The organism is Prochlorococcus marinus str. MIT 9107, from assembly GCF_000759855.1.
GTDB classification, from domain to species: Bacteria; Cyanobacteriota; Cyanobacteriia; order PCC-6307; family Cyanobiaceae; genus Prochlorococcus_A; species Prochlorococcus_A marinus_N.
In genome coordinates, this window is the sequence record NZ_JNAI01000010.1 from 25,397 (window position 1) to 38,353 (window position 12,957).

Sequence of the window (12,957 nt, forward strand, 5' to 3'; positions counted from 1 at the left end):
GCATAAAAATGTCAACTCTAAGGCAATCTGAAATAAAAAGAAAAACGAATGAAACAGATATTTCTGTATTTATAAACTTAGATGGGGATGGGATTTCCGACATTGATACTGGGGTACCATTCTTAGATCATATGCTTCACCAAATATCGAGTCATGGTTTATTCGATTTAAAAATAAAAGCAATTGGAGATACCCATATTGATGATCATCATACAAATGAAGATGTCGGCATTGCATTAGGCAAAGCATTTTCAAAAGCCTTGGGAGAAAGAAAAGGGATAAGCAGATTTGGACATTTCTTTGCCCCTTTAGATGAAGCATTAGTTCAAGTCACTCTGGACTGTTCTGGCAGACCACATCTATCTTATGATCTTCAACTAAAAGCTCCTAGCATAGGAAATTATGATACTGAACTAGTAAGAGAGTTTTTTATTGCCTTCGTAAATAACAGCGGTATTACTCTCCATATTAATCAAATAAGAGGTAGTAATTCGCATCATATAGTTGAGGCTTGCTTTAAAGCTTTTTCAAGAGCAATGAGAATGGCTTCTGAAATAGATCTAAGAAGATCTAATTCAGTTCCAAGCAGTAAAGGAATGCTAGAAAATCAATAAAATAGGAATTTTTTCGAATAAGCCACAATTAAGTTGATTTTTGGCGAAAATGATTATAGTAATCATTTAATTGTGACAAATTTACAAGATAAAAAAATTAATAAAATTCAAAGTTTTAATAAGGAAGATTGGTCTAGTGCTTATAAAAATGTAGAAAAAGAGTTAACAAAGGTACCGCTAACAATTAGCAAAGGTGAGAATATTAAAGATTTAAATGGAACTTTATTAAGGAATGGTCCTGGGATATTAGAGAGAGGTGGACAATGGGTTCACCATCCATTTGATGGAGATGGGATGATCACATCCATAAAATTCGAGAATGGTCAGCCATTTTTGACCAATAGATTTGTAAAAACAAAAGGTTATTTGGAAGAAGAAAAAATAAATAAATTTATTTACAGAGGTGTTTTTGGGACTCAAAAAAATGGAGGTATTTTAAAAAATGCTTTAGACCTAAAATTTAAAAATATAGCTAATACTCATGTTGTTAAATTAGGGAATGAAGTTCTTGCATTATGGGAAGCAGCTGGACCACATGCATTAGATCCTGAAAGCCTTGACACTATTGGTTTAACAACATTAAAGGGGGTACTAAAGCCTAACGAAGCATTCAGTGCTCACCCCAAGATAGACCTAAACTCAAATGCATCTTCAGAACTCTTAGTCACTTTTGGAGTTCAAACCGGGCCAAAAAGTACCATTAGATTAATGGAATTTAATAATGCCGGTGAAAATGCTGGTGAGCTCTTAATAGATAGAAAAGATACTTTTAATGGGTTTGCATTCCTTCATGATTTCGCAATTACCCCTAATTGGGCAATATTCTTACAAAATGCTATCGACTTCAACCCTCTTCCATTTTTGATGGGTCAAAAAGGGGCGGCTCAATGTTTAAAATCGAATCCAAATAAGAAAGCAAAGTTTTTTATCATACCTAGAGAAAGTGGATTGTTTAAAGGTCAACCACCATTAGTAATCGATGCTCCGGAGGGTTTTGTTTTTCATCATGTAAATGCATATGAAAAAGATTCCGAAATAATATTAGATAGTATTTTTTATGATGATTTTCCATCAGTTGGTCCAGATGAGAACTTTAGGGATATTGACTTTAATAAATATCCAGAAGGAAAACTAAAAAGATCAACTATTGACCTAAAGAAAAAAACTAGTGCACTTGAAACTATAAGTAAACAATGTTGTGAATTTGCCGTTGTTAATCCAAGAAATTTAGGATTAACGGCAACTTTTAGTTGGATGGCAAGCACATCTCAAAAGCTTGGGAACGGTCCACTTCAAGCAATAAAAAAAATAAATTTAATTTCAAAGGAAGAGATTTATTGGTCAGCAGGTCCAAGTGGATTTGTAAGTGAACCAATTATGATTCCATCAGAAATTTCTTCTAAAGAAGATGAAGGATTTTTATTTATACTTTTATGGAATGGAGAACGAAGAGGAAGCGATTTAGTGATTTTAGACGCAAAAGACTTAAAAGAATTAGCAGTTTATGAATTACCCATTTCAATTCCTCATGGCCTTCATGGATCTTGGGTTAATTAAATTCAAGAAAAAATTTCAAGCAAATCTGGAATAATTTTTTTTATTGCCTTACCTCTATGACTAATAGAGTCTTTAACTAAATTATTCATTTCTGCAAAAGTTAATCTGGTAGAACTCTCCTCAAAAATTGGGTCATACCCAAAACCGTCATTTCCTCTTGGTTTTAAAATAATATTTCCATAACATTTAGCTTCAGATTCTATAATTACTTCACCATTTGGAGAACAAACACAAATATTGGCAATAAAGAAAGCACTTCTATTATGAACTCCATTAAGTTCTTTTAAAACTCTTTCAATTCTTTTTTGATCATTTTCTGCATATCTTGATGAATAAATACCTGGTTTTCCATCTAATGCTTCAATACAAATTCCAGAATCATCTGCTATGGAGAAATTATTAGTTTTTATAGAAACTTCATTAGCTTTTTTAATTGCATTATCTCTAAATGTTAAACCGTCCTCTTCAACTTCTAATGTTTCTGGTTGAAGTAATAATTGACAATTAACTCTTGAGAGCAATTTCTTATATTCTTCAATTTTCCCCTTATTCTTACTAGCTAAATATAATTTTTTCATTGTTATTTTCTTGCTAAATTTATAAATTTTTGGCCCCACTCTAATACCTCATCTAGATAAGATTCTTTTGGTGACTCACAATACAACCTTAAAAGAGGTTCAGTTCCCGAGAACCTAAAAAGAAGCCAAAAATTTTTATTGATTCTCAACTTTATTCCATCAATCTTTGAGATATTTATTATTTTGTGATTATTAATTTTCTCAGGAATATTATTTATAATGAATTCTTTAACGTAATTTTTTTCTAACTGATTTGGGAAATTAATATCAATTCTTTTATAGAAACTTGGTCCAAAATCTTTTTGAATTTGATCTAAAGTTTCGCATAAATATTGAGATTTTTTAGCAATTCCATTAAGTAAAATCATTGCCGCATATAAAGCATCTCTTTCAGGCATAAAGTCACCAAAACCAACTCCTCCAGATTCCTCTCCTCCAATAAATATTTTCTCTTTAATCATTTTTTCAGCAATATATTTAAAGCCAACTGGAAGTTCAAAAACATCTCTATTTTGACTCTCTGAAATATTTTTAATAATATCTGAACCACTAACTGTTTTTAAAACTGGATAAGAACTATCATTAATTTCTCCCAAATAGCTAATAAAGTATGGGAGTAAATCTTGTGTACTACAGTATCTCCCTTTTTCATCAATAGCTGCAATTCTGTCACCATCACCATCAAATATAATTCCTAAAGTTTTCACTTCATTTTTTGAGTTTTTCATAAGTGTTTCTTTTAAATCATCTAGATAATTTAAAAGAGGTTCAGGGGGAGTTCCTCCAAATAAAGGATCGGCATCTTTTCTGATTTCTGAAACTACTCCTAAATCATTAGAACCAAAAATCTCAGTGATGCATTTTGCAGCCGAACCATGCATAGGATCGACAAAAATTCTCATTTTCATTTTTTTCAATTCATTGGCAATAAATTCAATATCAAAAAGAGATTTAATTCTATCCAAATGAAACTTCTTTACATCTGCAAGTTCATAAGAAGCCTCTATTTTATCTATTGGATTACCAAGCGTTAATCTTTTTTCAATTTCACTTGTAAAAGATTCATCAACAGAACATCCATTAAAACTTTTTATTTTTAGACCCAACCAATTATATGGATTATGACTTGCTGTAATAACTAAAGCCCCCAAATACCTCATTTCTTTGGCATAAAAACTACAAGACGGAGTAGTGACAAAACTATTAGATAGGATCGGTTCAAAACCACATCCTTTTACAAAAGGAACTATTTGCTTGGCAAATTCACTTGCCATAAATCTGCGATCATATCCAATTAGAATTTTCTTTGAATTAACTTTTTTATAGTATTGATAATGTAACTCTTGACAGGCCGCTACAACAACTCTCGAAAGATTGAAGAGATTAAAATCAAATCCAATTATTCCTCTCCAACCATCAGTTCCAAATTTTATTTTATTTAATGTTTCAGCTAGCAAATTAAAGAGTTCCTTAATATCTTTAAATATCTATATTAATTTATATAAGTAAAAATTTAAACCAACTTTAAAAAAATAATTTGAATAATCATTATTTAAAAAGTTTTATAAGATGCAAGAGAAAAGCTTGGCTAGATTTCAAAGGAAATAAGTCTCTTGAAATTTGGTCTCCTCATAAAGCCATAGATAAGATTAATCAGTATCAAGTTTTCTCTGAGTTTTGTAATGGTGAAATATATACAGGATTAAAAGCCTGCCAGAAGGGGGCCAAGGGGGTAATTGGATTTAAAATTAAAGGGGATTTTTTTCAGAATATTAACGCAGAGATAAATCCCCAATTACTTGTAAAGACAGTAGGTAAAAGTAAATGGGGGAAATATAAATATTTACCTGCTGTTTATAAATTAGGCCACAGAACTACTAAAGAACATTTATTCGATTTAACTTTTAGTTCAATTTTATTAAGCACATTTCAAGAATCTAAAATTGAAAAAGGATTAGTAATTTCAAACTTTGGCAATAAAATCAATGTTGAAGAAATGTATTTGAATAAAAAACTAAGAAAAAAAGTTTTAAATGTTTTATTGAGTTTGGATGAATCCTTGGAGGGATTGATTCCTGAAATAACTCAAGATAGAAAAAAATGTACTATTTGCTCATGGCAAAATTTTTGTGAAAATGAAGCAAAAGAAAATGGATATCTAACAGATCTAGATGGAATAGGATCTAAAACGGCTTCATTACTTAAATCAAATGGGATATTTAATATTCAAAAATTAGCTTCTTTTAGCGAAAAAGAACTTGGAGAGAAATTATCTAAATTTAACGAAAAAAAGTACGAAAAAGCCTCGAAATTTATAAAGCAAGCACAAGCATATATTTCTGGAAAACCATTTTTCATTCCTAACAACAATAATTCTTTCCCTCTCATAGAGGAAACAGTTTCAGGATTCTATGTCTTTGATATTGAGTCAAATCCAGACATTAATCATGACTTTTTATATGGATTTTTAAAAGTAAATAATTTATTAACAAAAAAAGAAAATCTTATTTATGAACCAATATTAAATCTCAAAAATGATAAAGAGGAATCTTACAAACAAATTATTAGATTGCTTTTTTCAAATAAGGAATGGTCAATTTTACATTATGGAGAGACTGAGAGAATTGCAATAATTAATATTGCTAAAAAATTAAATTTCAGTTTTGAGGAAATTGATTTACTTAAATCAAGGTTCATAGACTTACATACCTTAATAAGAAATTCTTGGATATTACCAATAAAAAACTATAGCTTAAAATCGGTGTCTAATTGGCTAGATTTTAAATGGAACCAGAAAAATGTAAACGGATCGAAAGCCCTTTACTGGTGGATTCAATATCAAATTACAAATAACGAAATTTTTCTAAAAAAAATTATCAAATATAATAAAGATGATTGTTTGGCTACACTTCATATCGCGAAATGGTTAATCTCAAATCAGTTAAAGGAAATTTGATCCAACAGATTTATTTATAATAATTTTTCCAAAAATTTCCGAATAACAATAACTTCCCTCTACTAAATATTTCCTTTTTATCATAGCCAAGCCTTTTACATGAGAAGCTGATTTGCAAAAACTAGTTATTTTGCCTACAGAATTTTCTTTAGCAGAATTTGTGTATAAATTTTTATCTTCAACTTCTAAATTAAAATCAGAGTCAAATGATTTCCAGACTCTTATTTCCTGTTTTAAAGAAGAAACATTTTTTATTTTTGACATAGTTTCTTGTCCTAAGTAACAACCTTTATTAAAATCTATAAGATCTTTCATTCCCAGCTCAAGAGGATTATTTTTTCCATTTATTTCCATATCTAAGGCTGGTATAGCCTGATTAATCTTCCAATGTTTTAAATCATTAGAATTCAGCAAATTTAATTTTTTTTTATATATTTCAAATTCTTTATCATTATTTTTAAAGAAAATAGGTTTATAAGTTTTCCATGAACTTAATTCATCAATTTCTTGAATTCTATTTACCGATAAAGGTTCACTTAGAAATACATCATCCGCTGGGAAAATAATTTGATTAAAGAAATCAATTATTTCACTTGCATTGCCAGCCAAGATAATTACTTCTAATTTATCTTCAAAAAAAATAATTTCAATTATTGACCTTAAGACTCCATTTGGAGTTAGCCAACAAGTTTTAATAACTTGATTTTCTGCATTTAGAATATTGCCAGTAGTTATTCCATTTAAAAATTTTTTGGCATCTTTCCCAGACACGTAAAAAGAATCAAATTTTTCAAGCCAAAAAATCTTTTTAATATCTTGCATTTTAAGATGATTATAAAAAGTCCTTTATTGTAAAAAGACTTTTTAAGTTTACATTCTCATTATCAAGTGCTTCGTATCCCCCTTCTTTTCTATCTACAATAGACAAAACCTCCTTAACAACATAATTATTTTCTCGTAACTTTTTTATGGCCTTTATCACTGAACCAGCAGTAGTAACTACATCTTCTAAAACAGTTACCAAAGTTCCTCTTTCTAAATTAGGTCCCTCTATTCCAGCCTTGGTACCATAACTCTTGATTTCTTTCCTGATTATTAAACCATTAAGATCTATGCCTTGAGAAGCTGCCGTAACTATTAATCCACTCACAAGAGGATCTGCGCCTAATGTTAGTCCCGCTACAGCTTTTGACCTTGAGTCCTTTAACTCTAAAAATAAATCACTTATTAAGTTTAGACCTTCGCCATTTAGGGAGACTGGTTTACAATTAAGGTAATGACTGCTTTTTTTACCAGAAGCTAAAGTGAAGTTTCCTTTCTTATAAGATTTGTCAATTAACTGTTTTAACAATTTCGCTTTATTTAAATCATACTTTTCCGAAAAATTACCCATTAGTAAAAGTTAAATTTATATTTAAAGATTAGAAGAAAAAGAAGAAATCTCACAAAAACTTACTAATAAGGTGTTTTTTGAAATATTATTTTTATATTGTATATTGAAATTCAATGTAATTAAAATTACATAAATTCCCTTGGGGGTGTAGCAATCTGGTGAATGCACCAAACTCATAATTTGGCTAAGGCGAGTTCGATCCTCGCCACCCCCATTATTCATTTGTCATTGAATGAAAATAACTCTACTTTTATTTCTTTTATTTTTCCCAGCTTTTTTTGCAGCAAGTGAACTTTCTTTTTTATTGATAAGGCCAAGTAAAGTTTTAAGGCTAATAGAAGAAAAAAAGAAAGGGGCATTTTCAATTTTAAAAATTCAAAAACGATTTAGATCTTCCTTAATTGCTTCTCAATTTGGAGTAACAGTCTCATTAATTGCAATTGGATGGCTCAGCAATAGCATTGCGAATGACTATTGGGAAAGAAATATTTTACCAAATAGATTTTATGATCTTCTATTATTTTTATTTGTGGTGTTAATTGTAACTCTTGTTTCTGGACTAATTCCTAAAGCCCTAGTAATTAACAATCCAGAATCTGCTGCACTAAAGTTAACCACCATATTCGATGCAGTTAGAAAGGCGATGAAACCTATAGTTACGATAATCGAATTCTTTGCCAGCGCCTGTTTAGGTTTATTCAATCTTAATAGCAAATGGGATTCTTTAAATTCGGGTTTATCTGTAGGCGAATTAGAAACTCTTATAGAAACTGATAATGTTACAGGTTTAAAACCAGATGAGAAGAATATACTTGAAGGAGTTTTTGCTTTAAAAGATACACAAGTTAAAGAAGTAATGATTCCAAGATCTGAAATGGTAACTTTGCCCAAAAACATAACCTTTGCAGAACTTATGAAACAAGTAGATAAAACTCGTCACGCGCGGTTCTTTGTGATTGGCGAGTCTCTAGATGATGTATTGGGTGTATTAGATTTGCGTTATTTAGCTAAGCCAATATCAAAGAGCGAAATGGAAGCGGATACATTATTGGAGCCCTTCCTTTTACCAGTTACAAAAATAATAGAAACATGCTCTTTAGCAGAAATATTACCAATAGTCAGAGACTACAATCCTTTTTTACTAGTAGTAGATGAACATGGTGGGACTGAGGGGCTTATAACTGCAGCTGATCTGAATGGCGAAATCGTTGGAGAGGAAATGCTTAATAATAGAATTTATTCAGATATGAAAATGTTAGATAATTTTTCTAAAAAATGGTCAATAGCTGGTAAATCAGAAATTATAGATATCAATAAAAAGTTAGGATGTACGATCCCTGAAGGTGCAGACTATCATACCCTTGCTGGATTTTTGCTAGAAAAATTTCAAATGGTTCCAAAAATTGGCGATGTTTTAAATTTTAATAAAATTAAATTTGAAGTTATTTCTATGTCAGGTCCAAAAATTGATCGTGTTAAAATAATTTTCCCCAAAAGCTAAATGCGGTTCACCATAGAGGATAATAATATTTAAATAAATGGATTCAAAATTATGCAACCAACCTCATCGCCGGTAAAGGTTGGAGTCATAGGTATAGGAAATATGGGCTGGCATCATGCCCGGGTACTAAGTTTACTCAAAGATGCAAATCTCGTTGGAGTTGCAGATCCTAATGAAGAGAGAGGCAAGTTAGCTATTGAGCAATTTCAATGTGAATGGTTCAGAGACTATAAGGAATTAATCCCTAAAGTTGATGCAATATGTATAGCTGTCCCAACACTACTTCATCAAAAAGTAGGACTAGATTGTCTCAAGAGTGCTACCAACGTTCTAATTGAAAAGCCAATTGCCGCTAACGAGTTAGAAGCAAAATCTTTAATAGATGCTGCTAATAAAAGTAATTGTCTTTTACAAGTTGGGCATATTGAGAGATTTAATCCTGCTTTTAGAGAATTAAATAAAATAGTTCACAATGAAGAAATTGTTGTTTTGGAAGCAAGAAGACATAGTCCTCATGCAGATAGAGCTAATGATGTATCTGTAGTAATGGATTTAATGATTCATGATATTGATCTTATTTTAGAGCTTGTAAACTCCAAAATACAAAAATTAGCAGCTGTTGGAGGCAGAAATAACGAAGGATTAATAGATTATGTAAATGCTACTTTAGTTTTTCAAAACAATGTTATTGCAAGCTTAACGGCGAGCAAAATGAGTCACAAAAAGATTAGAAGTTTAAGTGCTCACTGCCAAAATGGTTTGGTAGAAACTGATTTCTTAAATCACTCTCTACAAATTCATCGCAAGTCTCATGAATCATACACAGCAGATCATGGCGAATTAGTTTATAGAAATGATGGGTATGTCGAAGAAGTTAGCACAACTTCCATTGAGCCTCTTTATGCAGAATTGGAGCATTTTCTAAAATGTGTTCAAGGCAAAGAAAAACCTGAGGTAGATGGTGAGCAAGCCTCAAGAGCTTTAAAAATTGCTGATTTTATAGAGTGTGCTGTAGAAAATTCTGGAGATGCAATTTTACTTGAAAATCCCTTTTAAGATTACCTATCTTAACGATAAGAATTTATTTAAATCCAACTGCAGCTTGCCAAACAAATACCAATAAAAAGAAAAATAAAGGAATTAGAGGAAGGACATCAACAGTTGGAGCAAAAGCCTTGTAAGCCTCAGGCAATTCAGCGAATGTATTAAATAGAATGAGCACCTTTTTAATAATTTAAATAATTATGATAAGACGTTACCATGTATGGTGAGCAATAGAGGATGTTTTCCAAGGAGCGAAATCAATTGTAAAACAATTATCTTTAATTGCATTAGAAATTGCATTGGTAAATCTTATTAAATGATGGATATTATGCAAACTGATGAGGGTCAGACCTAATATTTCGTCATTTCTAATTAGATGATGCAAATATGCACGAGAATAGGACTTGCAGGTTTCGCATTTACAAGTTTTGTCAATCGGGAAAAAGTCATTTTTAAATCGTGCATTTCGTAAATTCAATCTTTCATCGTTAAAAAATGCAGTTCCATGTCTTCCAAGTCTTGTAGGTAACACACAGTCAAATAGATCAAAACCTCTTGCAACAGCTAAAGAAATTTCACTTAAAGAACCAATTCCCATTAAATATCTTGGTTTATTTCTTGGTAGGAATTTCGGAACGAAATTAATTACACTATGTATTTCTGAAACTGACTCTCCAACGCTGACCCCTCCTACAGCTATTCCAGGTAGATCAAAAGAGCTTATAAATTTAGCGCTTTTTTCTCTTGATTTCGGATATTTCCCACCTTGAACTATTCCAAATAATGCTTGATTAGACTTTTGATGACTATCAACACATTTTTGCAACCATAAATGAGTTCTTTGTAAGGAGTCTTCTATATCATTTTCATTAGCTGTGTGCGGAGGGCAATGATCAAAAGCCATCGCGATATCAGAACCAAGATCCATTTGTATCTGCATTACTTTTTCAGGTGACAAAAAAACATGGCTACCATCTCTGGGATTCTTAAATTCGACCCCTTTGTTAGAAATATTATTCAATTTGGCTAAACTAAAAACTTGATATCCGCCAGAATCAGTAAGTATAGGCTTAGACCAATTAATGAATTTATGGATACCACCAGCTTCTTTAACTAGTTTTTCTCCAGGTTGCAAATGAAGATGGAAGGTATTAGAAAGAATCATTTCTGATCCAGTAGAGGCTAACTGTTTTGATGAAATACCTTTAACAGTACCCAAAGTGCCCACAGGCATAAATCTAGGAGTATTTACCTGACCATGTAAGGTATGAAATATACCAGTTCTTGCATCTGTATTACTACAATTTGATGTAATTTCAAATTCAAACACGATTAATCATAAAATTTTCTTTACCTTTTTTATTAATCTAACCTATTATTAATTATTGAAGCCATTTTGATCTCATCGCAAAATATTTAATAAAAAATTTGGCAGGATCTTGGATTTTCTACACGACACTTCCAAAAATACCTCTAATTAATCCCGAATTTAAAAATATTGCACAATTTGCACCATCTATAGGTTTTTTTATTGGAATAATACAGAGTTGTATTTTTATTTTTTTAAGAGCAACTTCATGGTCCATTTATTCTTGTGGATTCATTTGCTTGGCGTCTGGATATTTAATAACTGGTGGTCTACATCTTGATGGTTTAATGGATACTTTTGATGGAATTTTTGCTGGCAAAAAGAAACGCCTAAAAGCTATGAAAGATAGTAAAGTTGGCTCCTTCGGTGTGCAATCTTTAGTTTTCATAACATTAATTCAGATTGCTTGCCTACTAAAGATTCAAAACCAAATAATTTTTGTTTTACCAATATGCTTATTTTGGGGAAGATTTTCAAACTTATTCTTCATAGAAAAGTTTGAATATATTAGTTATAAGAAAAAATCTATTAATCACAAAAAGTTCTGGAATGGATTTAAAAAAGAATCTCTGATTTCCATGGGTTTTCTTTTCATCTTTATTGCTTGCCAATTAATTTCAATAACTTCCCAAACAATTTTAATTAAATTTTTATTTCTTATTTTGATTGGTATTTTTTTAAGTTATTCTGTTCCAAATATGCTAGGGAAAAAAATTGGAGGTTTCAATGGAGATGCTTGCGGTGCAAGTGTCGTTCTTGTAGAAACCGCGATGTTATTTATGAATGCAATTCTGTTGTAGGAAGTTCTAAATAGAAAATATTTTTCTTCTTAAGATTTTTCAATTCATCAACATTATTAATTGAGGACTTTTCAAGCAAGTTCAACTCTCCCCCTATTTGTTGTGCTAATTTCCTCGCTAAGAAAAGTCCCACCCCAGTGCCATCCTTCTTCTTAGAAGCAGCTCCTCTAAAGCCTTTTTGAAAAATCTTCTCATTTTCATTTTTTGATATTTTTTTCCCATCATCAAATATGCATATACCTTTACTCGTTATGATTATTCCAATCTCAGAACCTTTTTGAGCATATTTAAAAGCATTTTCTAATAAATTGGCAACAATCTCAGCAATTACAACATATTTTCCCTTTACTGGCGATAAAGTCCAATCTGGCCAAAGAGAAGGTTCGGACCAGTCTCTATTATCTAATTTCGCATTAGCCTCGCCTCTTTCTAAAATAGGCCTCAATAAACTCTGAACAGTTATTTCCTTCTTATTATCTAAATTTGGGGGCAACAATAATCTTTCTTCTCCTATCTCTAGAGGAAGATGAATAGGTTCATTTAATTGCTCAAAAGAGTTCATATATTGATTAATTTGTTTTTGCTCTATCAGCATACGTTCGACTATTTCAATAGAATCATAATCTGAACCAAGTCTTTTTATTAGTAATTTTGCGTATGTTCTCAAGGCAGCCAATGGATTCCTTAATTGATGGATTACAACATTAACCTGATTTTTTAAATAATTGATTTCTTTATTTTTATTTTGACGTTCTAATTCGATAGAAACGCATTTAGCTAAAGATAGTGAAAGGGCTTTTAATCTAGAATCAAGTGAAACTGGCCAATCTCCACCTTTCAAATCAGTTTCCACCCTAAGAACACCAAGTAGAATATCGTTTTCTTGCAAAGGGTACCATCTTCTATTAGGAGAAGAAACTTTTAATGAAGGATCATCTTCTATTGAAATTAAAATCCTATCAATTTGTGGCCATTGTCCAATCATTTCGAAAGTGGCTTTAGTACCTTGTTTAGCTGAAGCAAGATACATAACCAAATGAGTCACTCCCATCGAGCATCCAAAACTCTCAAGCTGTTTTAAGATTAGTTCTTCAAATTTTTTAGAGAGATTCATAATTTAATGAAATTTTGAGTAATTTTTAGAG

The 12,957-nt window shown here is 31.1% G+C and carries 13 protein-coding genes and 1 tRNA gene; 7 read left to right on the plus strand and 7 right to left on the minus strand.

The window, feature by feature from the left end:
* Window positions 1–8 precede the first annotated feature (8 nt).
* Window positions 9–614 (plus strand): imidazoleglycerol-phosphate dehydratase HisB, encoded by a 606-nt coding sequence (hisB, locus tag EU92_RS01535; protein WP_032514533.1) that lies wholly within the window; start codon window positions 9–11, stop codon window positions 612–614.
* Between the two features lie 72 nt (window positions 615–686).
* Window positions 687–2,171 carry a carotenoid oxygenase family protein gene (locus EU92_RS01530; protein ID WP_032514801.1) on the plus strand — a complete coding sequence of 495 codons (1,485 nt, stop codon included), beginning with the start codon at window positions 687–689 and terminating at the stop codon, window positions 2,169–2,171.
* Window positions 2,172–2,173: 2 nt separating this feature from the next.
* Here the strand turns inward: EU92_RS01530 and rdgB are convergent, their stop codons facing one another.
* A complete protein-coding gene (gene rdgB, locus EU92_RS01525) occupies window positions 2,174–2,749 on the minus strand; it encodes an RdgB/HAM1 family non-canonical purine NTP pyrophosphatase (protein WP_032514802.1) in 576 nt (191 codons plus the stop codon).
* Window positions 2,750–2,751: 2 nt separating this feature from the next.
* Window positions 2,752–4,206 carry a phosphoglucomutase/phosphomannomutase family protein gene (locus EU92_RS01520; protein WP_032514534.1) on the minus strand — a complete coding sequence of 485 codons (1,455 nt, stop codon included), beginning with the start codon at window positions 4,204–4,206 and terminating at the stop codon, window positions 2,752–2,754.
* A gap of 80 nt (window positions 4,207–4,286) precedes the next feature.
* On the opposite strand from EU92_RS01520, the gene EU92_RS01515 reads away from it, so the two are divergent.
* Window positions 4,287–5,705: a TM0106 family RecB-like putative nuclease gene (locus EU92_RS01515; RefSeq protein WP_032514535.1), complete on the plus strand. Its 1,419-nt coding sequence runs from the start codon at window positions 4,287–4,289 to the stop codon at window positions 5,703–5,705.
* Here the strand turns inward: EU92_RS01515 and EU92_RS01510 are convergent.
* Both EU92_RS01510 and pyrE read right to left on the minus strand, forming a co-directional pair.
* Window positions 5,691–6,527 carry a folate-binding protein YgfZ gene (locus EU92_RS01510; RefSeq protein ID WP_032514537.1) on the minus strand — a complete coding sequence of 279 codons (837 nt, stop codon included), beginning with the start codon at window positions 6,525–6,527 and terminating at the stop codon, window positions 5,691–5,693. The two genes, EU92_RS01515 and EU92_RS01510, sit on opposite strands and share 15 nt — an antisense overlap.
* 10 nt (window positions 6,528–6,537) lie before the next feature.
* Complete coding sequence (gene pyrE, locus EU92_RS01505; RefSeq protein ID WP_032514538.1) at window positions 6,538–7,098, minus strand: orotate phosphoribosyltransferase; 561 nt, start codon at window positions 7,096–7,098, stop codon at window positions 6,538–6,540.
* A gap of 141 nt (window positions 7,099–7,239) precedes the next feature.
* Here pyrE and EU92_RS0109250 point away from each other — a divergent pair.
* The 3 genes from EU92_RS0109250 (at window position 7,240) to EU92_RS01495 (ending at window position 9,655) form a co-directional block, all read left to right on the plus strand.
* Window positions 7,240–7,312 (plus strand) — tRNA-Ile (locus tag EU92_RS0109250).
* Window positions 7,313–7,330: 18 nt separating this feature from the next.
* Window positions 7,331–8,599, plus strand: a complete 1,269-nt coding sequence (locus EU92_RS01500) for a hemolysin family protein (RefSeq protein WP_032514539.1) — start codon at window positions 7,331–7,333, stop codon at window positions 8,597–8,599.
* Between the two features lie 51 nt (window positions 8,600–8,650).
* Window positions 8,651–9,655, plus strand: a complete 1,005-nt coding sequence (locus EU92_RS01495; RefSeq protein ID WP_032514540.1) for a Gfo/Idh/MocA family protein — start codon at window positions 8,651–8,653, stop codon at window positions 9,653–9,655.
* Between the two features lie 25 nt (window positions 9,656–9,680).
* On the opposite strand, the gene EU92_RS01490 is transcribed toward EU92_RS01495, so the two are convergent.
* Together EU92_RS01490 and tgt are read right to left on the minus strand one after the other, a co-directional pair.
* On the minus strand, window positions 9,681–9,821 hold the full coding sequence (locus EU92_RS01490; RefSeq protein ID WP_011375837.1) for a photosystem II reaction center protein K: 141 nt from the start codon (window positions 9,819–9,821) through the stop codon (window positions 9,681–9,683).
* Between the two features lie 33 nt (window positions 9,822–9,854).
* Entirely contained in the window at window positions 9,855–10,973 is a 1,119-nt protein-coding gene (gene tgt / locus EU92_RS01485) for a tRNA guanosine(34) transglycosylase Tgt (RefSeq protein WP_032514541.1), read from the minus strand.
* A 98-nt stretch (window positions 10,974–11,071) separates the two neighbouring features.
* Between tgt and EU92_RS01480 the strand changes: the two genes are divergently transcribed.
* The gene (locus EU92_RS01480) at window positions 11,072–11,812 is read left to right on the plus strand and encodes an adenosylcobinamide-GDP ribazoletransferase (RefSeq protein WP_032514543.1); all 741 of its coding nucleotides are present in this window, start codon (window positions 11,072–11,074) and stop codon (window positions 11,810–11,812) included.
* Here the strand turns inward: EU92_RS01480 and EU92_RS01475 are convergent.
* Window positions 11,790–12,926: a sensor histidine kinase gene (locus EU92_RS01475; protein ID WP_032514545.1), complete on the minus strand. Its 1,137-nt coding sequence runs from the start codon at window positions 12,924–12,926 to the stop codon at window positions 11,790–11,792. The two genes, EU92_RS01480 and EU92_RS01475, sit on opposite strands and share 23 nt — an antisense overlap.
* Window positions 12,927–12,957 lie beyond the last annotated feature (31 nt).